Source organism: Streptomyces dysideae, from assembly GCF_001514305.1.
Taxonomy (GTDB): Bacteria; Actinomycetota; Actinomycetes; order Streptomycetales; family Streptomycetaceae; genus Streptomyces; species Streptomyces dysideae.
This window is the reverse complement of sequence record NZ_KQ949078.1, coordinates 138,862-159,182: the sequence shown is the minus strand read 5'-3', so window position 1 is coordinate 159,182 and position 20,321 is coordinate 138,862. Positions and strand designations below refer to the sequence as shown.

General features: G+C 70.1%; 24 protein-coding genes, 1 tRNA gene and 2 pseudogenes. 12 read left to right on the top strand and 15 right to left on the bottom strand.

All coding sequences use genetic code 11. The annotated features are described in order from the left end of the window. Positions 1-69: 69 nt before the first annotated feature. From AQJ91_RS09165 to AQJ91_RS09150, 4 genes and pseudogenes are all read right to left on the bottom strand, one after another. Positions 70-692: pseudogene (locus AQJ91_RS09165) on the bottom strand (ATP-binding protein); the annotation flags it as partial. 466 nt (positions 693-1,158) lie between these two features. Continuing rightward, complete coding sequence (locus tag AQJ91_RS09155; protein WP_324617984.1) at positions 1,159-1,764, bottom strand: helix-turn-helix domain-containing protein; 606 nt, start codon at positions 1,762-1,764, stop codon at positions 1,159-1,161. Further along, on the bottom strand, positions 1,761-1,925 hold the full coding sequence (locus tag AQJ91_RS57720; protein ID WP_324617983.1) for a peptidoglycan-binding domain-containing protein: 165 nt from the start codon (positions 1,923-1,925) through the stop codon (positions 1,761-1,763). Before AQJ91_RS57720 ends, AQJ91_RS09155 begins: the two co-directional genes overlap by 4 nt. Before the next feature lie 61 nt (positions 1,926-1,986). Continuing rightward, on the bottom strand, positions 1,987-2,556 hold the full coding sequence (locus AQJ91_RS09150) for a helix-turn-helix domain-containing protein (RefSeq protein WP_324617982.1): 570 nt from the start codon (positions 2,554-2,556) through the stop codon (positions 1,987-1,989). Between the two features lie 334 nt (positions 2,557-2,890). On the opposite strand from AQJ91_RS09150, the gene AQJ91_RS09145 reads away from it, so the two are divergent. Continuing rightward, on the top strand, positions 2,891-3,475 hold the full coding sequence (locus tag AQJ91_RS09145; RefSeq protein ID WP_107122383.1) for a peptidoglycan-binding domain-containing protein: 585 nt from the start codon (positions 2,891-2,893) through the stop codon (positions 3,473-3,475). Positions 3,476-3,955: 480 nt separating this feature from the next. On the opposite strand, the pseudogene AQJ91_RS48990 reads toward AQJ91_RS09145, so the two are convergent. The 3 genes and pseudogenes from AQJ91_RS48990 to AQJ91_RS09125 form a co-directional block, all read right to left on the bottom strand. After that, positions 3,956-4,919 (bottom strand): annotated as a pseudogene (locus AQJ91_RS48990) (transposase). 232 nt (positions 4,920-5,151) lie between these two features. Continuing rightward, a complete protein-coding gene (locus tag AQJ91_RS09130; protein ID WP_067018306.1) occupies positions 5,152-5,565 on the bottom strand; it encodes a DNA-binding protein in 414 nt (137 codons plus the stop codon). Next, positions 5,547-5,831 (bottom strand): hypothetical protein, encoded by a 285-nt coding sequence (locus AQJ91_RS09125; RefSeq protein ID WP_067018304.1) that lies wholly within the window; start codon positions 5,829-5,831, stop codon positions 5,547-5,549. The genes AQJ91_RS09130 and AQJ91_RS09125 overlap by 19 nt, the downstream gene beginning before the upstream one ends. Positions 5,832-6,010: 179 nt before the next feature. Here AQJ91_RS09125 and AQJ91_RS09120 point away from each other — a divergent pair, with 179 nt between their 5' ends. Both AQJ91_RS09120 and AQJ91_RS09115 read left to right on the top strand, forming a co-directional pair. Then, complete coding sequence (locus tag AQJ91_RS09120) at positions 6,011-6,736, top strand: ABC transporter ATP-binding protein (protein ID WP_067018302.1); 726 nt, start codon at positions 6,011-6,013, stop codon at positions 6,734-6,736. After that, on the top strand, positions 6,733-9,081 hold the full coding sequence (locus tag AQJ91_RS09115) for an ABC transporter permease (RefSeq protein WP_067018737.1): 2,349 nt from the start codon (positions 6,733-6,735) through the stop codon (positions 9,079-9,081). Before AQJ91_RS09120 ends, AQJ91_RS09115 begins: the two co-directional genes overlap by 4 nt. A gap of 118 nt (positions 9,082-9,199) precedes the next feature. Here the strand turns inward: AQJ91_RS09115 and AQJ91_RS09110 are convergent, their stop codons facing one another. Both AQJ91_RS09110 and AQJ91_RS09105 read right to left on the bottom strand, forming a co-directional pair. Beyond that, positions 9,200-9,565, bottom strand: coding sequence for a hypothetical protein (locus AQJ91_RS09110; protein WP_067018301.1), 366 nt, complete (start codon positions 9,563-9,565; stop codon positions 9,200-9,202). A 605-nt stretch (positions 9,566-10,170) separates the two neighbouring features. Further along, complete coding sequence (locus tag AQJ91_RS09105) at positions 10,171-11,676, bottom strand: AAA family ATPase (protein WP_067018300.1); 1,506 nt, start codon at positions 11,674-11,676, stop codon at positions 10,171-10,173. A gap of 499 nt (positions 11,677-12,175) precedes the next feature. On the opposite strand from AQJ91_RS09105, the gene AQJ91_RS09100 reads away from it, so the two are divergent. The 5 genes from AQJ91_RS09100 to AQJ91_RS09080 are packed head-to-tail and all read left to right on the top strand — an operon-like array spanning position 12,176 to position 13,461. Further along, complete coding sequence (locus tag AQJ91_RS09100; RefSeq protein ID WP_067018298.1) at positions 12,176-12,442, top strand: hypothetical protein; 267 nt, start codon at positions 12,176-12,178, stop codon at positions 12,440-12,442. Next, positions 12,439-12,696: a hypothetical protein gene (locus AQJ91_RS09095; RefSeq protein WP_067018296.1), complete on the top strand. Its 258-nt coding sequence runs from the start codon at positions 12,439-12,441 to the stop codon at positions 12,694-12,696. Before AQJ91_RS09100 ends, AQJ91_RS09095 begins: the two co-directional genes overlap by 4 nt. Continuing rightward, positions 12,693-13,025 carry a hypothetical protein gene (locus tag AQJ91_RS09090; RefSeq protein ID WP_067018293.1) on the top strand — a complete coding sequence of 111 codons (333 nt, stop codon included), beginning with the start codon at positions 12,693-12,695 and terminating at the stop codon, positions 13,023-13,025. Before AQJ91_RS09095 ends, AQJ91_RS09090 begins: the two co-directional genes overlap by 4 nt. Before the next feature lie 14 nt (positions 13,026-13,039). Continuing rightward, positions 13,040-13,210 (top strand): hypothetical protein, encoded by a 171-nt coding sequence (locus AQJ91_RS09085; RefSeq protein WP_234381942.1) that lies wholly within the window; start codon positions 13,040-13,042, stop codon positions 13,208-13,210. Beyond that, positions 13,207-13,461 (top strand): hypothetical protein, encoded by a 255-nt coding sequence (locus tag AQJ91_RS09080; protein WP_067018290.1) that lies wholly within the window; start codon positions 13,207-13,209, stop codon positions 13,459-13,461. The genes AQJ91_RS09085 and AQJ91_RS09080 overlap by 4 nt, the downstream gene beginning before the upstream one ends. 232 nt (positions 13,462-13,693) lie before the next feature. Here AQJ91_RS09080 and AQJ91_RS09075 read toward each other — a convergent pair whose 3' ends face one another. After that, positions 13,694-13,924 carry a hypothetical protein gene (locus AQJ91_RS09075; protein ID WP_067018287.1) on the bottom strand — a complete coding sequence of 77 codons (231 nt, stop codon included), beginning with the start codon at positions 13,922-13,924 and terminating at the stop codon, positions 13,694-13,696. 148 nt (positions 13,925-14,072) lie between these two features. On the opposite strand from AQJ91_RS09075, the gene AQJ91_RS09070 reads away from it, so the two are divergent. Further along, positions 14,073-14,321: a GntR family transcriptional regulator gene (locus tag AQJ91_RS09070; RefSeq protein WP_067018285.1), complete on the top strand. Its 249-nt coding sequence runs from the start codon at positions 14,073-14,075 to the stop codon at positions 14,319-14,321. Between the two features lie 224 nt (positions 14,322-14,545). On the opposite strand, the gene AQJ91_RS09060 is transcribed toward AQJ91_RS09070, so the two are convergent. The 4 genes from AQJ91_RS09060 to AQJ91_RS09040 all read right to left on the bottom strand — a co-directional run bounded on the left by AQJ91_RS09060 (position 14,546) and on the right by AQJ91_RS09040 (position 17,435). After that, complete coding sequence (locus AQJ91_RS09060) at positions 14,546-14,938, bottom strand: phage terminase small subunit (RefSeq protein ID WP_234381940.1); 393 nt, start codon at positions 14,936-14,938, stop codon at positions 14,546-14,548. A 111-nt stretch (positions 14,939-15,049) separates the two neighbouring features. Then, positions 15,050-15,271: a hypothetical protein gene (locus AQJ91_RS09055; protein ID WP_067018282.1), complete on the bottom strand. Its 222-nt coding sequence runs from the start codon at positions 15,269-15,271 to the stop codon at positions 15,050-15,052. Between the two features lie 112 nt (positions 15,272-15,383). Further along, positions 15,384-16,178, bottom strand: a complete 795-nt coding sequence (locus tag AQJ91_RS09050; protein WP_067018280.1) for a hypothetical protein — start codon at positions 16,176-16,178, stop codon at positions 15,384-15,386. Positions 16,179-17,222: 1,044 nt separating this feature from the next. Beyond that, positions 17,223-17,435, bottom strand: coding sequence for a helix-turn-helix domain-containing protein (locus AQJ91_RS09040; protein ID WP_067018276.1), 213 nt, complete (start codon positions 17,433-17,435; stop codon positions 17,223-17,225). Positions 17,436-17,577: 142 nt separating this feature from the next. Here AQJ91_RS09040 and AQJ91_RS09035 point away from each other — a divergent pair, with 142 nt between their 5' ends. Continuing rightward, on the top strand, positions 17,578-18,147 hold the full coding sequence (locus AQJ91_RS09035; RefSeq protein ID WP_159054513.1) for a helix-turn-helix domain-containing protein: 570 nt from the start codon (positions 17,578-17,580) through the stop codon (positions 18,145-18,147). After that, a complete protein-coding gene (locus AQJ91_RS09030) occupies positions 18,128-19,414 on the top strand; it encodes a tyrosine-type recombinase/integrase (protein WP_067018271.1) in 1,287 nt (428 codons plus the stop codon). The genes AQJ91_RS09035 and AQJ91_RS09030 overlap by 20 nt, the downstream gene beginning before the upstream one ends. A 48-nt stretch (positions 19,415-19,462) precedes the next feature. Here the strand turns inward: AQJ91_RS09030 and AQJ91_RS09025 are convergent. Further along, positions 19,463-19,535 (bottom strand) — tRNA-Ala (locus tag AQJ91_RS09025). 183 nt (positions 19,536-19,718) lie between these two features. Here AQJ91_RS09025 and AQJ91_RS09020 point away from each other — a divergent pair. After that, on the top strand, positions 19,719-20,267 hold the full coding sequence (locus AQJ91_RS09020; RefSeq protein WP_067018270.1) for a helix-turn-helix domain-containing protein: 549 nt from the start codon (positions 19,719-19,721) through the stop codon (positions 20,265-20,267). Positions 20,268-20,321: the final 54 nt, after the last annotated feature.

Sequence of the window (20,321 nt, the reverse complement as noted above, 5' to 3'; positions counted from 1 at the left end):
CTACGCGGTCAGGCATTCCGACTTCCACCGCTCTGCCCGGTGTCAACTCCCGTAGAGGGTGGGCAGGTCGACCAGGGCACGGATGCGCTCCAGGCGTTCCAGGTCACCGGTGCCGCGGCGGGCGGCAGTCGCCTTCACCTCACCCAGAAGCGCAATCCGGGCGGGGGGGACTGCGGGCGCTCGCCGGCTGTCAGGGCGATGACGTCGACCTCGTGCTTCGTGCGGGCGGCCGGGTCGGCCACTTCGGTGGTGCCGACCGGGCCTGGCAGCCCGCCGGGCAGCAGGGTGTGGGCGTATCGGCGTGTGAATTCGCGGGCCAGGTCCTCGAAGTGCGGTCCGAGGATCTTGGAGTTGAAGGTCGGGGCGGCCTGCTGCCACACCTGCTCGGCGAAGCCCTGCTCCACGGCGGCAGCCTGCGGCAGGGTGATGAGCTGGTTGAAGCGGATGACCGGGTCGGCGAGTGTGATGACGGGTTGCCGGGAGCGCAGAATGTCCTGCTCGCGCCGGATGTAGCCGGTCGACTCCAGCACCCCGAGCGGATGGGCGACAGCGTTGCGCGGACGCTCCAGCGCCGCACCGATCTTGCCGGGGGTCGTAGCGCCCTGGGCGATCGCGGTGAGGATGTCGTAGTACAGGGTGTGCTGCGTGATCCTCGGGTCCTCCCGCAGCAGGTACTCGGTCTCAGTGCGCGAGTCACCGCCCGGCCGCGTTCGAGGCGGGCTCCGGCGCGGACCCGAGCCTCGCCCCCAGAATCATGGGCAACGCATCGGCCTGAGACGTCGCACCCGCACCGTCGGCACGGTCACCGAGCCGACGGCGACGGCGACGGACGAGGCGGACGTCTGCCGCGTGCTGGCGGAGGCCTTCGGCATCGACGCGCCGAAGGTCCTGACACTACTGAGGTGAGGGCGGCCGGGTCGTCGTGGCGGTCTCACCCACGCGGGCCTCGACGCATTCCCGCTCGTCGTCGGCCGACGCGGGCCGGAAGCAGGCCCGGACCCGAACTGCCGGGGTGGGCCGCGGTCATCTCGGTGTAGACGTAGGTTTCCGTGTCGTCCTTGTTCCTGATACGCACGTCGTGGGTCGGGCCGTCCGCCGTGACCTCCAGCCGGTCCCCGATCCGGGTCCCCCAGGTCCGGGCGCGGCTCGCTCCGCACTTCAGCGCAGCTCCACGTGGGCGCCGGTGGCGGTGCGGTACATGGCGAGGGTGTCGGGGCCGATGCCGCAAACCAGGCTCATCGGGTCCCGGCCCTCGCAGGCGGCTCCGTGGCATGGGGAGACGAGGGAGTACGGGGCGGAGGCCGACAGCGGTTCGTCGACCGCCGCGTCCCGGGCCGACAGCGGAAAAAGCACCAGGGCCGCGCCACCGGCGGCCAGGATGTACACCGACGCCAGCACCACCATGAGTCGGCCCCTACGGCCCCCGCGGTCGCGCGGCTGCTTGGCTTCGGGGGGCGGCGGCTCCTGCGGCTGCGGTCGCGGCTGGGGCCGTGGCTCCTCGGCGGCAGGAGCGAGGACCGACGCGCGTCCGCTCCAGTCCGACTCGGCGATCTCCCACAGGGCCAGCAGCCGCCCGTCAGGTTCGTTCGCGACCCGGCACAGTTCCTGCACGGCCCGACGAGGGGGCATGCTCTTGCCGTTGAGATAGCGCTCCCAGGAGGACTTGCTGTACTCCGTCCGCTCCGCCAGCGCGGCCAGGCTCAGACCCGTACGGGCCTTCAACTCCCGCATCACCGCGACCAGCGGGGTGTGTTCCGTGGTCACTCGGGCGCCACCTCCCGTAGGGCCTTCCACGTGTGCGGGCCGATGACACCGTCCACGACCAGACCCTCCCGCGTCTGGACGTGCTCGACGGCGCGCTGCGTCTTCGGGCCGAAGACACCGTCGATCTCTCCCGCGAAGCGCCCGCCCGGCGCAACAGGCACTGTGCTTCGGCTACTTCGGGCCCCCCGTGGGTGTACGCCAGGATGGTGTCCGTGGTCCGGCTCAGGCCCGCGTACCAGCGGCCGTCGCTCTGCTCCAGCCGGCAGGTGTAGATGACCGGCACCAGGGACTCCGACACAGTGGCCGGGCCCGCCGCGACGGCATCGGAGCGGTCCTTCGCGAGCCGGCCGCGCGCTTCGGCGAGCTGGGCGGCCAGCAGGAGCGTCGCGGAGACGGAGAGCACCAGGGCCACCGCTCCCGCCATGACCACGGCCTGCGCGTAACGGCCGTACGGCTGCTGCTCCGTGGGCGTGCGCGCCGGTGTCGCCGGGAGGCGCTCGGGGCCCCGGCGGTGACCGCGCGGCCCTCCGCCCAGCGTTCGGCAGCGATCTCGTGCAGTGCCAGCAGGCGGGTCGGATCGTCACCGCCGATGCGGGCCACCGCCTCCACGGCCTCCCGGGGTGGCAGTGACCTGCCGTTCAGATACCGCTGCCACGACCTCGCGCTGTAGCCGGTCTTCGCGGCCAGTTGGCTGGTGCTCAGTTCACTGCGGTCCTTCAGTTTGCGCAATCGCACGATCAATTGTTGGACGTGCGGATGCAGTTCTGCGGGCAGCTCTTTCCAACGCGACATGCTTCCCCAGTTCGCGCCAGGGACCGGTGGTCCAACCCCGCCTGTCCCGGTCTCATTTTGCGTCAACCGTCGTGGCACGCTCGGAACGGCGACTCCATCCCTGTGCAGAATAGGCCAACCTCTGTCGCAGGCGTCCCGCCACAGCGACTCTGCGAGCGGTATCCCAGCAGGTCAGCGAGTGGGACGTCCCGGATTGACGCCACTTCTGCGCCAGTTGTAGCCAGGCGCCGCATCGCCCCCTCAGTCTCGTTGCGGAGTCGGCCTGCGCGGCCGGCACCAGGAGGCGCGCAGGTCGCGTGAACCGAGTCCGAATCAGTCTCGACCAAGGAGATTCATGTCGTCGCTCCACTCCATCCGTTCCATCCGTCGCATGCTGCGCAGAGCGGCTGCCCCCGTCGTCGGCGCGGCGTTGGCTGTCAGCATCACCGTCACCATGGCCACGCCGGCTGCGGCCAGCGGCTCCTACAGCGGCAGGGCATACGTGTACGGCAGCGGCGCGGTAGGTGACGACTTCGACAACGAGGGCGTCGTCAACGTCACCACGCACCGCTCCTCGAACGTCACCTGCCTGTGGCAGACCATTCTCTGGGCACATGGTTACCTGCCCTCGTCCGGGATCGATGGCATCTTCGGCGACCAGACCGATGCCGCGACAAGGAAGTTCCAGGCTGACAAGGGCCTCTTCGTGGACGGCTCCGCCGGTCGGAACAGCTGGACAAAGGCAGGCGACAGGCTCAGGCACATCGACAACCAGAACGGGTGGCTGTTCATCGTGTATTACGGCGTGACAGGTTCCAGGAGCTCGTACCGCTCGCAGGAATTCGTGCTGCAGCGTTCACCCGACGGGAACTACAGGTTCTACGGCCCTGCGGCGGACAGCGGTCCTATTTGGGCCACCTACAACTCCCGCACCTGCTGACCTCTCCCGGCCCGAGCCACACGCGGCATCTCGATGCCCGGCTCGGGCTTGGTGACGAAGGTGACCTCCTCGGGCACCCCGGCGTCCCAGCGGTGCACCTCGTGAACAAGTGCCCAAACCCCGCGGTGAGCGAGGTCAATTCAACTGACCACGCAGTCTTGATCTTTGTCTCATACCCACACACGGGCGACGGAATGCAGCACACTGGGCGTATCAAGAGGATTGCCGCGGCGGCGCTGGGCGCACTGACAGTGCTTCTCGCCACGGGATGCTCCTTCAGCGTCGGCGACGTGAAGAAGAAGGACGAGGCGACGGCCAGCACGGACACCGCCACCGCCGAGGAGAGCCCGGCCCCGAGAACACGGGCGACAACGAGGATGGGGCCGTCCACAAGACCCGAGTCGCCCAGACGAGCTCCGACAAGCTCGCCGCGGACACCGGTAAGCGTCCCACCTCGGTCACCTGCCCTGAGCTTGGCGTTTAATGTGGGCGGGCTTGGTGTTCCTTGATTGACTCGGCGCGTTTGACCGTCTTGCCGACGTCGTGGCGCCTGGCCCGGTGTTTGTTCTTCGAGCCTGCAGGCCGTCCCGGCCCCGGCCGGGACGGTTTCAGTGCGGCTGCCGGACGGGTCGTGGTCGCGCGGACGTTGCGAAACCCCCGCCGCACTCGGGCGGGGGTGAGCCGGCGGGGCTCGGTGCGGCGTTCCCAGGGCCGGCGGAGGTCCTCGGCGAGGGGTCGGGCGAGGCGGAGCTGCGTGTGGGCGGCGATGATGAGCCAGGTCCACAGGTCGGCGGTGTCCGCGTGACGGACTTTCGGGGCGGTCCAGCCGAGGGTCTGTTTCATGAGCCGGAAGGTGTGTTCGAGGTCGAATCTGCGGAGGAACGACTGCCACCCGTGGCGGCGGTGGCCAAGCGGCATCCAGCAGCGCGCCACAGGAGGTCCGCCCGGTCTCCAGGGCGGCAACGAAGGAGTACGGCCAGCCCGGCACGAACTGATCCCTCTTGCGGTCGCCGCGCCCATAGACGTGGCAGAACAGCCGGCCGTCGCTGGTCGGGGCGTCTGGGCGGAGCTAGTTGCTGACATCCACGGCCAGCACGATCCGCCCGTCGGCCGCCCTCGGCAGCGGCAGGTCGGCCAGCGTGCGGCGCAACCGTGTCGGCAGTGCCGTGCCGAGCGCGTCGCGCAGGCGGCCCGCGTCCTCGATCGCCGCGGCTCCAGCCAGCCCCGGTCCAACGCGGCATACAGGGCACCGTGCCCCCCGCTGGTGCTCGACCGCCAGGCAGAGCTCGACCAGGGTCTTCACCGGCCTGTCCGCGCACAGCACGGCATCTGTGAGCTCGAAGAGCGTGTCCTGGCGAGCGTAGAGGCATTCGTAGAACTCGACCCGAAGGCGGGACAACGCGCTCAATGCCTCGCCTGCGGGCACGTCGACGGGGAGACTCATACACAACGGCCGTTCTCGCGTGCTTCGTTACTCGACATCTCGAAGCGTGGAGAACGGCCGCCTCCGCTGTCCCGGGAAGAACCGCAGATCAGCAGGTCGGATGCGTCCGATCTGCCAGCCCGTCGGGGAGTATCAGAGCGGTGACCAGCACCGATGGGAAGGAGTAGATGGGAAGGAGTAATGGGCAAAAGGAAGTCCTGAGCTCCATAGCGAAGTACACACGATGGCCGCCTCACACGGCCACGAGCCGGACCCGGTCGCCGCATAGCTTGGTCATGTCGTCGATGTCAGAGGTCAGCATGACCACAGGCCGCTGTTGCCGCAGGGCAGCCTCGGCCACGGCCGCGTCGATGGCGTACTTGTGACCGTGCAGCCCGTCCCCCATCAACAGTGCCGAGGCCGCCTTCGCCTCCTCGTCCCCCACCGGGATCACTCGCAGTCCCGACAGCAGCCAGCTCAGCCGAGCCTTGTTCGTACGGGCGTGGACGGCCTCGATGATGGTGAGCGAGCAGATCACCACCTCCATGCCCCGTGACCGCGCCTCCGCGACCAGGGCCACCACCGTTTCGTCATCGGCGAGCAGCGTGGAGAGTCCCTCACTGTCCAGGACCAGCGTCCCCTCGTGGCTCAGCTTGCGGCGGGCCACTGGTCTTCCTCGGCGAACACCTCGTCGAACACCTGCCGCGCCTGCTGCCGTGCCTGCTCGGGCACCGGCCCCTTGCGGCTCTCGTAGTCGGCCAGGTACTCGTCCAGCACCTGCCCCCGCAGCTCCCGCTCGACGGCCGCGGCGATGAACGCGGAGAACTCCCGCTTACCGACCCGGGCACGGATCGCCTCCGCCGTCCCCTCGGGCAGGGAAAGGCTGACCCGCGTCGCCGGCCCCTCACCGATGCTGTACGTCGTCTCAGACATACCCCCAGTGTGTCAAACAAGTAGGAAACCGGAAGCCCCATGCGCCACCCGCCCCTCCCTCACCTCCACGGTCCGACCGGCACCCAGGCTCCAGGGGAGCGCCGGGGGAGACGGACCCCGTGCAAACCCTCGAAAAATCGGGGCCCACGAGATGCCCGTCAACACCACCGTGCTGACATATCCACACGCAAAAAGCCCCTCCAAACCGCGTTTCCGCAGGTCAGAGGGGCGACGGCCCGCCCGCCCTGCACGACGCGTCACTGACCGTGCAGCCCGGCGAGGCCGTCGCGATTCTCGGCCCGTCCGGCAGCGGCAAGTCCACGCTGCTCAATCTGATCGCGGGCCTCGACCGGCCCGATACGGGGACCGTGACCGTGCACGGCGTACGGGTGGACGGGCTGGGGGAAGCCGGAGCGGCGCTCTACCGCCGGTCGAAGATCGGCATGGTCTGCCAGTTCTTCAACCTGCTCGACGATCTGACCGTCGCCGACAACGTCGTCCTGCCCGCGCGGCTCGCCGGAATGGCCCGCCGCGAGGCCGACCGGCGCGCGGCCGAACTCTTGGAGAACCTCGGCATCGACCGGCATGCCCGCGCCTACCCGGGCCGCCTCTCCGGCGGCGAGCGACAGCGCGTCGCGGTGGCCCGAGCCCTGATGAACCGGCCGCCACTGCTCCTGGCCGACGAGCCGACCGGCGCACTCGCCACGGTCGCCGGACAGGAGGTCAGCCGGCTGCTCGCCGAGCTCAACGCCGACGGTCAGACCATCGTCGTGGTCACCCACGATCTCGCCCTGGCCCGGTCCTGCACGAACCGTACGGTCAAGATCGCCGACGGGCGGATCATCGAGGACATCGGGGCGCGGGCCGTCGCTTGGGAGACCGGCGCCGCGCAGGCCGCCCGATGAGCGCGCTCGGCAAGGTAGTGCGCTCAGGGGTGGGACGCCGCCGCGTACAGACGCTGGTGATCGGGCTCATCACGATGATGGCGGTGGCCGCCTCCGTGCTCGGCGGCACGCTCCTTGTGGTCTCCGGCGCCCCCTTCGATGACGCCTTCGCCCAGCAGCGCGGCGCGCACCTGTCCGTGGAGTACGACGCGGGCAAGGCAAGCGCCGAACAGCTGGCCAAGTCCGCAGACGCGCAAGGTGTGAGCGCTGCGGCCGGGCCGTACCGCACGGCTACGGTCAGCCCGCGGCTCGACAGCGGCATGCCCGAGTGGCCGATGACCGTGGCGGGCCGGGACAATCCCGGCAAGGGCGTTGACGGGCTGACGCTGACCGACGGGCGGTGGCCCACCGACCCCGGCGAGATCGTGCTGTCCGCCGATGCCTCGCTCTTCCCGGCCCTCCGCATGCGGCTCACCTTTCCCGGCCTGCCCGGCGACCCGCAGCTGAAGGTGGTCGGGGTGGCCCGCTCGGTCACCCAGACCGCGGACGCCTGGGTGGTGCCGGCCCAGATGGCCGCGCTCACCACGCCCGGCAACGGCGGTTACCAGATGCTCTACCGCTTCACCGACGCGGACACCGCCGCGCAGATCGCGGCGGGCCGCAAGGCCGTGACGGCAAACCTGCCGCCAGGCACGGCCGTTGGCGAACAGTCCTGGCTCACCGTCAAGAAGACCGCCGAGCGCGACACCGCCCTCTACGTCCCGTTCCTCATCGCGTTCGGCGTCCTGGGCCTGGTCATGTCGGTGCTCATCGTCGGCAACGTCGTCGCGTCGGCCGTCGGCACGGGCACCCGCCGTATCGGCATCCTCAAGGCCGTCGGCTTCACCCCGGCCCAGGTCGTACGCGCCTACGTCGGCCAGGCGCTGATCCCGGCCGCCGTCGGCACGGCTCTCGGGGTCCTGGCCGGACGGCTGCTCGCCGTCCCCGTACTGGCCGAGACCGAGCAGGTCTACGGCTCCTCGACCCTGAGCATCGCCCCCTGGGTCGACCTGACGGTGATCGCCGGAGTGCTCGCTCTGGTGACGGTGACCGCGTGGGCGAGCGCCTGGCGCGCCGGACGGCTGCGTACGGTCGACGCGCTCGCCGTCGGACGTACCGCGTCGGCGGGACGCGGTAGGTGGGCGGTCCGCCTGGCCGGACGGCTGCCCCTGCCGAGGCCGGTCGCCCTGGGTCTGGCCCGGCCCTTCGCACGGCCTGCCCGCGCGCTGGTGATGGGTCCTGCGGTCCTGTCCGGCACCGTCGCCGTCACGTTCACCGTGGGGATGGGCGCCTCACTCGGCGAGGTGACGAAGGCCAGGGCCCATGACGCCGCCGATGTCACGGTGGCCGCACCCCTGCCGGAGATCGGGCCCGCCGGACCGGTCCCCGACGAGCGGCCCGCTGCCGATCCAGCGAAGATCGCCGCCGCGATCGAGGCCAACTCCGGGACCGGGAAGTACTACAGCGCCGGAACGGCCCGGGCGACCGTCTCCGGCGTAGCCGGCACCACCGCCGTGACCGCCTTCACCGGCGACGCCTCCTGGGGCGGCTACACAATGGTCTCCGGCCGCTGGTTCGACCAACCCGGCGAGGCCGTGGTCCCGACCGGCTTCCTGGCCGCCACTGGCACCGAGATCGGGGACACTGTCACCCTGAACGGCCTGGGCGAGCCGGTCACGGTCCGGATCGTCGGCGAGGTCCTCGACCCGCGCTACGACGGCATGCAGGTCTTCACCGACGCGGCGAACCTCACGGCCGCACACGCAGACCTGACGGACATCAGCCACCACATCGCGGTCAAGTCCGGTACAGACGTGGGTGGTTACGTCGCCGCGCTGAACAAGAACCTGGCCCCACTGGACGTCACCGCGATGGCCGGCGGCCCCGACCGCGGCAGCGACATGGTCGTCACCCTCAACACCCTGTCCGCGCTCCTGACCCTGATGCTCGTCGCGGTCGCCGCGCTCGGCGTGCTGGGCGGCGTCCTGCTCGACACCCGCGAGCGCGTCCGGGAGATCGGTGTCCACAAGGCGCTCGGCATGACCCCCCGGCAGACCATCACGATGGTCCTCACCTCGGTCGTGCTGACCGGTCTGGCCGCGGGCGCCGTGGCCGTACCGCTCGGCGTCAGCCTGCACGGCTGGGTCCTCCCCGCGATGGGCGACAGCGCCGGGCTCCACCTCCCCGACTCCGTCATCGCCGTGTACGACCTGGCCCAGCTGTTGCCGCTCACCCTCGGCGGGCTGCTCATCGCCACCCTGGGCGCCCTGCTGCCCGCCGGTTGGGCCGCCAGGGCCAAAACCGCGACAGCGTTGCGCACCGAGTAGCCGAGGACTCGAGCCGAGGACTTCAGGTTCGGCCCTCTTGCCAAGTGGCCCCACCGACACCGGTGGGGCCACTTGGCCGTCTCCCGCCGACTGTCGCGGCGGCACCCGGCCCGATCCGTCAGGCCTGATCGGTCAGTTCTTCCGCGTACACCTGCGACAGGGGCTGCGGTCCCACGTACTGCTGGCAGTTGCACTGCCCCGCCTCATAGTGCACCGGCTTCTTGTTCTCGTCCCAGGCGGTCGGCACCTCGACACGCTCATGGCACTTGCCCTGCTTGTCATGCTTGGCGAGATGGTGCGTGCACCCGCAGATGGGCTGTGGTGGCTTGTGCGCCGCCTCGACGGCCAGGCGCTCCTGCTTCGCCGCCGCCATCAGCTCCAGCTTCCGCTCATGCCGGTTGCGCAGAGCCGTACGGATGTTCTCGGCCGCCCATGCGAAGCCACCCGTCCAGAAGGCGATCAACACCCACCAGAACCAGTCCATCAGCCACCCCGTCCCCTGTTCCTCCCCCGCCGATGAGCCCGGCACATCGGCGGCACCGCGTTCAGGATATGCACGGAGTCGGCCTGGCGACCGGCCCGGTCGCGGCTGCGTCGCCTCGGGCCCTGGTGCGAACCTCAGACGTCGACGCCGAAGTCCTGGCCGACTGCTTCACGGTCACCTCGGCATCAGCGATCAGACGATCTACGTCTGGCGGCGCCAACGCCTCATCAACGCCGGGCCGTTGCCGGGCACATCCAGCAAAGAACGTTCCGAGCTGGCCGCGGCCCGCCGCCGGATCGCTGAACTGGAGGCCGAGTTCGCCATCCACCGGCGGGTCGCCGACTTGCTGGGCGAGGCAACCGCCCCAAAAGGTGGTTCGAAGCCATCCACGTGATGGCCCACGAGCGTCTACCGGTGCAGATGGCTTGCCGGGTGCTGGCACGTCGCGGATTCCGGCTACTACGCCTGGCGTGATCGGCCACCATCACCCGGCAAGTCACCGACCTGGACTGAGCCAAGGGTTGAGCTCATGGCGGCTGGTCCGCCCTCGTCATCGCCGGACTCCGAACCGCTTTCGCAGTCGACTGTCCCGGGTCTGCTTGGTGTCACATTCCGTACAGGGTGGGTAGATCGACGAGGAGGAGGTCGTCGCGCCGGTCGGCCAGGTCGATCAGGTCGGGGTAGAAGCCGTGCAGCGAGTGCAGGGCTAGGGTGGTGCCGGCGGTGTCGTATCCCTGATCGGTGAGCAGGGCCCGGATGTGCTCCAGGCGTTCCAGGTCACCGGTCCCCCGGCGGGCGGCGGTCGCCTTGGCCTCGCCTAGCAGCGCGATCTTCGCGCGGGGGGCCTGCGGGCGCTCGCCGGCGGCCAGGGCGATGACGTCGACCTCGTGCTTCGTCCGGGCAGCCGGGTCGGCGACTTCGGTGGTGCCGACCGGGCCGGGCAGTCCGCCGGGCAGCAGGGTGTGGGCGTAGCGGCGGGTGAAGGTACGGGCCAGATCCTCGAAGTGCGGGCCGAGGATCTTGGAGTTGAAGGTCGGGGCGGACCGCTGCCACACCTGCTCGGCGAAGCCCTGCTCCACGGCGGCGGCCTGCGGCAGGGTGATCAACTGGTTGAAGCGGATCACCGGGTCGGCGAGCGTGATGACCGGATGCCGGGCGCGGAGGATGTCCTGTTCCCGCTGGATGTAGCCGGTCGACTCCAGGACGCCCAGCGGGTGGGCGACGGCGTTGCGCGGGCGCTCCAGGGCTGCACCGATCTTGCTGGGGGTCGCGGCACCCTGTGCGATCGCAGTGAGGATGTCGTAGTACAGCGTGTGCTGCGTGATGCGCGGGTCTTCGCGCAGCAGGTATTCGGTCTCGGTCCGCGAGTACACCGCCCGGCCCGGGTCGAGCAGCGTCCGGGTGAGCCAGGCGCCGAAGCCGTCGTCCGGGTGCGGGCGGGCGGCCACCGGCCGATAGCCAGGCGCACCACCAAGTACGGCGTGCACCTTCAGCGCCGTCAGCGGGTCGGTGATCTGCCAGAACGTCCGGCTGTCCCGGTAGTCGAAGGCCCCCAGCCGCAGATCGACCACGGCACGGCCCCGCAGCGGCTTCGTCCCCGACAGCAGCTCGTGCATGACACTCATCGCGGAGCCGCACAGGACCAGCCGCGGGCCCGGCCCGGCGCCGGGCCGAACGCCGCGCTGGCGTTCGTCGTAGAGCTGCTGAAGCAGTCCAGGGATCTCCGGCGAGTGCTGGAGCAGATACGGCAACTCGTCGATCACCAACAGCGGGTGCGATGAACGGGCCGTCACCTCAAGGGCGTTGGACAGCACGTCACGCCAGTCCGTCAGACGTAGACTCCCCAGCCTCAAACCGGCGTAGGCAGCGACTGCGTCGCTGAACCGCTGGATCGCGGGCAGCCGCCCCTCCTCCCGGACCGCTGTCACATACAGGCCGCCGACCTGCTCGGACAGCGCCTGCAGAAGGAACGACTTCCCGTGCCGCCGCCGCCCCGACACGATGCCGAGCCGCATCGCGGGATCCGGATCAGTGACGAACTCCGCGAGCAGCCCCCACTCCCGGTCCCGGTCGACCACGTCGTCCGGCTTGGTCAGCAGGCTCTTCTTCATCAGGGCTCCCACACACCGACTACGACGAATTCCGTCTAACTCTACTTCGACAGAATCCGTCGCACCGAGATTTGCCTGGCCGCACCCAACGACGGGTCCTAGGGGATCAGCCAGGGAAGGAGACGGCCGAGCAAACCCCGGAATCAAGGGCCTTCCCCGCCCCCGACGAGCATCGCCGTACCCACTGATGGGCACAAAAAATGCCCCCCGAAACTGCGTTTCCGCAGGTCAGAGGGCATTCACGCGTGGAGCCTAGGGGAGTCGAACCCCTGACATCTGCCATGCAAAAGCGTTCACGGCAGATCCCTGACCTGCACCGATACCCCTGACATGCCGGGTGACCAGCGGAAAGGCATCCCGCCTTATCGCTCGTTATCCCGGCCCATCTCCGCATCGTGTGTACAGGATGTGTACCGCGAGCTGAGGCGGCCACAACCAGCGCGGACACGCTGGCCGTGGCCAGGGCCGGACTTCCTTCCAGAACAAGGAGTCCAGACCCATGACCGACCGTACCGAACCCTCCTTCGGGGAGCTGCGTCAGCTTTTGGCGGCCGTCCTCGAGGCGATCGCCATCCCGCACCCGGCAACCGTCGGCGACGGCGAGGTGCACGACCGCATCCTGTTGGACCGCGTCCTTGACGCCCGGGTCGCCCTCGAGGGCGCCCTCCACCGCGGCGACGACCCGGGATGGAGCGCGGACCACCTGCGCGCCCGTCTCGCCGAGAAGCCGGCCATCGGCTACCGCGCTGGGGGTGAGGGCCGATGACCGCGCTCCTGTACGTGCTGCTGCTCCTGGTCGTCGCCCTCGCCGTCACCCTGGCGGGGATGTGGCTGCGCGTATGCAGGCTCGCCCTGCAGATGGACGCGCTGCGCGCCGGCCTCGATGGTGTGCGCATCGAGCTGCGCACGCACTCCGAGACGGACCACAGTTCGCGGCTCTTGGTCATCGCGGACCGGCCCGACGACGAGTCCGCGGAGCTGATGAAGGCTCAGGCCACGGCGTGGGGGTGGGAGGTATGACGCAGACCGCTGAGCAGCGCCTGGCGGTGGCCGAGCGGCAGCTGTCCGAGCTGCGTATCGAGGTGGCCAAGCTGAACGTCCTCGTCGGCGTCCTGATGTACCGGGACGCCCCGGAGGAAGCTGACACGGAGGCCGTGGCCCGGGCCGTGAACGTGGTCAAGGAAGCGCGGCCTGCAAGGTTGTCTTCTCGGGAAGACCACCTTCTGCGGCGGCCGCGCGCAAAGAGCCGGCCCCGGCTCCGCCTCGTCGACGACGTCGGCAGTGTCGACGGCCAGGACCTCGAGGAGGGCCTGCGCCGCGTGCGCGCCGGGCGGGGTGACGGCCGGTGAGGCGGCGGTTCCCGGTGCCCCGCCCGACCGAGCAGAAGGCCTTGGCGACCACGGCCAGGCGCCCGGCGTCGGACGTACCGGCGGCGGTGCTCCTGGCCTGCCTGACGGCCGCGTACGCGGCCGGAGACCGGCACGGCGTGCGGCTCCTGGTCCACGTCATCGCGCGCCGGGAGGAGGACGGGTGAGCCGTACGCCGACCGTGGTGTCCGTGCGGATGACGGACCAGCTCGCCGCGGACCTCGAGGTGTTGCAGCGCGACGGCATGGACGCGTCCGCAGCGATCCGGCACGCGGTGCGCCTGGTCGCCGGCGGCCAGCGCTACGCCGACCTGCAGGCGGCCGGGAACGGCGGCCGGCGCCCGGGCGTCCTGTCCATCCCGACCAGCGCCCTGTACGCGCCGCGGCCGCCGTATGACGGGGCTGAGCAGGGCGTATGACGTAGGAAGCCCGTCCCGGGCGGGGGATCCCGGGACGGGCTTCAGGTGGTCGGCGATCCGCTCGACCGGTGGCAGGCGCAGCCACAGCGGCGCGTGAGCAGAACGCGGCCGTTGCTGTGGGGTAGGGGCACATCCCTGGTCTGGCGGCACTCACCGTGCAGGCCCTGGTAGCTGGGCCGCTGAGCAAGCGCGCACTCGGCCGACAACGGCGCCGGGCCGGCGGCGGTGGCGGTCACGACGCCGGCCCCCGCTCACCCCGGTACGCCGCATACAGGCGGTCCGAGACCGGACACCACGAGTCGGGGGCGCACTCGCCGCAGTTCTCGAGGTGGACCTTCAGTGCCCTGCGGGCCGTCTCCACAGGGTCCGCCGGATAGACGTACACCTGCACCACACGCCCGGGCCCGGAGCCGGTGTCCAGCCACCGTTCCTCGACCTGCGGGCCCTGCGTACCATCTGCCATGTCGATCTGCCTCCAACAGGTCGGCCGCGCCCTCGGAGTCCTGGCCGACTCGCGGGGGCTACGTCATTCGCCCGTATAGACCGTACTACCCCCGACTACCCACGTGGCTAGCTATGGCAGGAAGGGTCTCCCTGCCTAGCTTCCGATCATGAGCATTGACCGCGAGGGCCCCGTACCGCCATACCGGCAGATCGCCGACGAGCTGCGCGCGCAGATCGGTGACGGCACGATCCCGGTAGGCCGGCGCATCCCCTCCCTGGTCGACCTCGAGCAGCGCTACGGCGTCGCGCGGGACACGCTCCGCAAGGCGGTGAAGGTCCTCCGGGACGAAGGGCTCGTGGAGACGGTCCAAGGGATGGGCGTCTACGTCATCACGAAGCCGAGCAGTGACGCGTAGCGTCGGCGCCTACGCGTCGGTGTCTTCTGGGGTCGGGGGCCGGTGCTGGCGCTCCCACGCTTCCCGGTCCTCACGGGCACGCTGGCGCGCCTTCATAATCTCGGCGATCGTTCGCGGGTTGTTCGGCCCCAACAGGCCCACGCCGTACCTGGGATCACGCCAGTCGAAGCGCGGCGGCGCCTCCGCCTTGGCCTTGGCGGCCCGCGCGGCCCGCCGCGGCGTGGTCACCGCCCCGCCCCCGGCTCGGCGTCCTCCACGATGCGCCACCCCAGCGCGGCCATGGCACGCGGCGTCAAGCCCAGCGCCTCGCCCGCGTGCCGGGCTTCCTGCGCCATCCACGCGGACGCCTCGCCCTTGAGGATGGCGGACTCGTAGACGACCAGGACGGCGACCGTGCCGCGCGCGGAGTCGTCCCACTGCGTCGCCTGCGGCGACTGCCACAGCTCATCCCAGCGGACGCGTTCGGCATCCGTCCAGTCCCGGCCCAGCGGGAGGTCCGGCACGGGCAGCGTGCAGCCGTCCGCGGGCAGCATGACCAGGGGCGCGCGGCCGGCGCCGCGGCCCTGCCCTCGATGCGCGCGGCTGAACGGCCGCGACGGGTCCCGTTGTGCGGGCATTCGCTCACTCTCCGTTGCTGTCGTTGAGGTTGATTGGTCGACCGAACCCCCAGAGCCCTTCCCTGCGTCGTCGGCCCCCACCCCGGTTGGGGGTCACCCCCCTGGGTGGGGTCACGGTCTGTCATCGCTGGTCAGCGCGGTACTGCCGCCGGGGTCGCGGTGGTCCTGGCCGTCGTCGCCGTTGTCCTCGGGCAGCTCGACCAGGCCGCGGGCGAGCCACGTACGGACGTGTTCGGCGGGCAGCTCGACCGTGTCCCCGCCGATGTACATCCGTCCGCCGTAGCCGAACTGGACGCCGTCGCACACCACGGCGATCACGGTGTCCTCGGGCATCTGTGTGCCTCCTCCTCTCGGTGCCGCGCCGTACGTGTGGCTGTACGGCGCGGCACGGTCGGCATCAGGACTCACCGGCAACTCGGTCTTCCCGGGAAGACCGAGTTGCCGGTCAGAAGGTGAAGGGCTCGATGTCCTCTCCGAGGACCTGGGGCGCGGCGGGGCGCCGGGGGTCGCGCGGGGTGGGGAATGCCTCGCGCGGTACGGCGTAGTAGGTGCGCATGCTGTCGAACAGTCCGTGTGCGGCGGATGCGGCGCCGTCATTGAGGCCGATCACCGAGTTGGCGGCCAGGGCGCCACGGGCGGCGGCCGACCGCTCTTGGTCCTCTGCCTGTTCGGCGGCGCCCACGAGTGCGTGGTGGATGACGAGTTCCTGGGTGGCCTTGATCTCGTGCTCCTCAACCCCCCGCGCTTCGAGGTAGTCATGCCCCCACTGGGTGACGACCAGGGCGCCGACGTCGTCCTGGCGCAGTGCAAGCTGTGCGAGCCTGACGGCCGGGTGCGGGGAGGCTTCGAGGATCATGCGGGCGTCCTGGCGCGCGATGGCCTCTTGGCCCTTGGGCAGCTTGCGGAACGCGCTCACGACGAACGAGGCGCGGGCCACGGTGGCCTGGTTGTCGGCCGTGCGCTGCTTGTCGACGATCTTCTGTTCCGCGTCGGTGAGGAGTTCCTGCATCATGCGCTTCTTGCCCTCGAGGGCCATGGTGTCGTCGAGGCGCAGCTTCTCCAGCGCGCCGTGGGCCGACTTGGCGAGCGGCATGTACGAGTTCACGATCTTCATCGCGTCGGCGAGCTTGGCGCGCCCCTCCGCGGGGAGCTCACGGCCGGGGTGTTCCTCGTTGTGCCGGGCAACCTCCTTGATCACCCCGGCCTGGATGATGTCGATCTCTTCCTTCAGCTTCTCCATGTGCCTCTCCTTGCTTGGGTTGGTGGCTGGTTGAGGGTCGGGCGCGGTGGGAGGCGCGCGGGCCTCGAGGGCGCGCTTCACGCGCATCCCTTGCATACCGTCCGGCCGGGCCGGGCCAGCGGCCGGTGACAGCCATCGCAACGGCCGTTCGGTGGGGCGCCGGCGGCGTGATCGATCTTCATGACGCTTCTCCGATCCTGGTGGGCTTCTTGCAGTGCGGGCACAGCCGACGGGATCGCAGAACGTTGCGCCCACAGCTCCCACAGGGGCCGTACGGGGGCTCTAAGTCCTCGGGAGCCGCCGAGGGGCTGAGAGGCGGCGAGGAGGTTGCCACGGACGCGATGAACGTTTGCTGCCCCGGCACACCGCCACCCGCCGGTGCGGGGTCGCGGACGCCGTCGGTCTCCACCAGGCGCAGCGATGCGGGTTCGTCGTCTGCCTCAGGCGCGCGGGCGTCCGGTGGTTGCTCTCCGGCATCAGCCCGATCTTCCTCCCATGTTCCTTCTGTGGTTCCTCCATGGTTCCTGGGGGGGGTTGAGAACCCCCCCTCGTGGGGGCTCAGAACCCCCCCTGAGGTGGGGCTCAGAACCCCCCCTGAGGTGGGGCTCAGAACCCCCCCTGAGGTGAGATCGTTCTGTTCCGTGCTGGGCGTCGAGGGGGGGTTCTCAACCCCCCCTGAGGGGGGGCTCATGACCCCCCCTCGTGTCCAGAGTGTGAGCTTGTAGGTCCTGGCCTCGCCCTGACGGACCACCCGGCCTGTGTCGACGACTTCAAGGGCGCCCTCCGCGGCGATTCGCTTCACGCTGCGCTGCACGTCCTTGAGGATGTTCTGCCGCGCCTTCCTGGCCTGCTCGCTGTCGCCCTGGGGGAAGGGCCTGCGCAGCGACTCGGCGAGCAGGCGGTGTCCGCCGAAGTACAGGTGTGGTGGAGCGCCGTCCCTCTCCTGATCGAGGGCCGTGAGAGCCATGCGCATGAGGATCCGGAAGTCGGTGTCGTTGAGGTGGGTCCACCGCGCGAAGACCAGGGCCACGAGCTGGGCCCCCATCAGCCCGCCTGTGCGGTTGGCGTGATCGTGCGCTCGTTCAGCCACTGCTCGACGGCGCTGGCCCGGTACAGGACGCGTCCAGTCCGTGCGGGCGAGGTCTTGATGTAGGCCGGCCCCTCGCGGCGCCACCGGTAGTTGGCGAGGGTCTGCGGGGCGATGCCGTAGCGGGCCTGCACCTGACGCGGGGTGAGAAGTGCGCTGTCGTCGACCATTGGATCTCCTGTCGAAGTTTTCTAGACAAGGGCTTGCATCATTCAGGTATGAGGAGAGATGATGCGGAGCGTAGCCGGGAAGATCTCGGTCCGCAAGATCCGTACTTCTGTCGCCAAAAGGGCGACTGCTACCGTCCGGATCATGACGACAGGGCGTATTGAGGTGGGACCGACGGGGCGGGCTGTAGCCGCCAACGTGAAGCGGCTGAGGAAGGCCAGGGGCTTGTCCCTACGGGCGCTCTCAGCGGCATTGAAGGACAGGGGCCGGACGCTCAGTGCGGATGCCCTGAACAAGATCGAGAATGCGGCGGAGCCGGATGGCCGTGGGGTCCGGCGGGTCGATGTCGACGACCTCGCGGCGCTCGCTGTCGCCTTTGACGTTCCTCCGTCGGCTCTGCTGCTGCCGCTCGACGACTCGTCGGCAAGCACGGTCGACGTGACTGGGGTCGGGAGCGTCCCGGCTGACGTGGCCTGGGATTGGCTCGACGGTAAGCGTCCGCTGGAACTGCCGTCCGGCGACGACCTGACGCCGCTTCTTGAGTTCGACCTGTACGGACGGCCGCCGCGGCGCCGTGGGACCTGGAGCGGCCTGCGGAACCTGATCCAGTGGGGCGAGTCCGATCCGGAGGCCGAAGGTACCCAACTCGCTCAACGGCTTAGGGACGAGGACCCGGGATCAGGAGGGGGCGGCGGTGGCGCGGGTCTGGATTGAGGACCGGGCGGGGCACAAGGAGTACCAGGCCGCGCTCGCGAAGGCGAAGGCGGCGAAGCGGCAGCCTCCGGGGCGGTGGCGGGTGCGCTGGTACGACCTGGGGGGCAAGCCGAAGTCGAAGACGTTCACCAGGAAGCCGGAGGCTGAGAACCACGTCCACCAGGTCGAGGCGCGGCTGAGGGACGGCTCGTACCGGGACGCGTCGGCGGGCAAGGCCACGCTCGCGGAGGTCGCCGAGAAGTGGCGGGCCACGCTGTCCGGCTTGGAGCCGACGACGCGGGAGACGTACGAGGACACCCTCAGGGTGCACGTGCTGCCGCGCTGGGGGACGTACCAGGTCCGCGGGATCGAGTGGGAGGACGTCGCGGAGTGGGTCGGCCAGCTCGTCGCCGGCAGCGCCGGACACCACCGGGCGCTGTCGCCGGGCAGGGTCGGGAAGATTCACCAGGTGCTGTCCCTGGTCCTCGGGCACGCGGTGCGGTCGAAGCGGATACCGGCCAACCCGGCCGCCGGCGTCCCGCTGCCCCGCCCGGTCCCCAGGGATCACGTCTACCTCACCCACGGCCAGGTGGACCGGCTCGCCGCTGAGGCCGGCCCCTACCGGGTCCTCGTGCTGCTGGCCGCGTACACGGGCCTGCGGTGGGGCGAGATGTCGGCGGTGACCGTGGGCGCGGTCGACCTGGCCGCGCGGCGGGTGTCGGTGCGGCAGGCCTACAAGAAGACGCGCGGCGGCCTGGTTGTCGGGATGCCGAAGACCCACGAGCGGCGGAAGGTGCCGATCTTGCGGTCGCTCGCCGACGAGCTCGCCGGGCACGTGGAGGGCCGCAAGCCTGACGAGCTGCTGTTCACCGCACCGCGGGGAGGTCCGTTGTACGGGGACAACTTCCGCTCGAGGTTCTTCAACCCGGCGGTGAAGGCGGCCGGCCTCGGCGAGCTCGGCGTCACGCCGCACAAGCTGCGGCACACCGCGGCCTCGCTCGCCATCGCCTCCGGGGCGGACGTGAAGGTCGTACAGACGATGCTGGGGCACAAGTCGGCGGTCATGACGCTGGACCTGTACGGGCATCTGTTCCCGGACCGGCTCGACGAGGTCGCCAACCGGCTCGACCGCGAGCGGGAACGGCGCGCTCTCCTGCAGCGGATCGCCAGCGTGCTCCTGGCGGAGCAGCACCGGCTTGAGAACCCCCGCGAGCGGCTGCGGGTGATCGAGGGCGGAAGCGAGCCCGTCACGGGCAACGTGTACGGAATCCGTACTGCCGACCAGTAGGCCGGTTACCCGGCCCCCGGTCACCCGGCATGACCAGGTACTTCGGAGTGGAGCCTAGGGGAGTCGAACCCCTGACATCTGCCATGCAAAGACAGCGCTCTACCAACTGAGCTAAGGCCCCGGAAGCGACGCAACCGGCCGGAAGAACCACTCACCGGCGGGCGCCGCAGACCAGAGTACCGGGTCCTCCCCGGGATCTCGCAAAAAAGATGGGGGGTCCCCGTCACCGACCACTCTCCGTAAGATGCTCCGCGTGGTTCGCGACAGCGAACCGCGGTCTTTGGGGAAGCGATGGGGAGACGCAATGGACGCCGCACAGCAGGAAGCCACCGCAAGAGCGCGGGAACTGCAGCGGAACTGGTACGGGGAGCCGCTGGGGGCGCTCTTCCGTAAGCTCATCGACGATCTTGGCCTCAACCAGGCTCGTCTCGCGGGGGTACTGGGACTGTCCGCACCGATGCTGTCGCAGCTGATGAGTGGTCAGCGAGCGAAGATCGGCAACCCGGCAGTGGTCCAGCGGGTGCAACTTCTGCAGGACCTGGCGGGACAGGTCGCCGACGGCAGCGTGAGCGCCGCCGAGGCCACCGAGCGGATGGAAGAGATCAAGAAGTCGCAGGGGGGCTCGGTGCTCAGCAACACCACACAGACGACGAGCAGTTCGGGAGCGCCCACGGTCAAGAGGGTGGTCCGCGAGATCCAGTCGCTGCTGCGCTCGGTGGCCGCCGCGGGCGACATCATCGACGCCGCCGACACACTCGCCCCGACCCATCCGGAACTCGCCGAGTTCCTCCGGGTCTACGGCGCCGGCCGCACCTCCGACGCGGTCGCCCACTACCAGTCCCACCAGAGCTGACCCCGCGCCCCGCTGCCGAAGGGGGTTCGGCAGCGGGCCGACGGCCGATGCTGC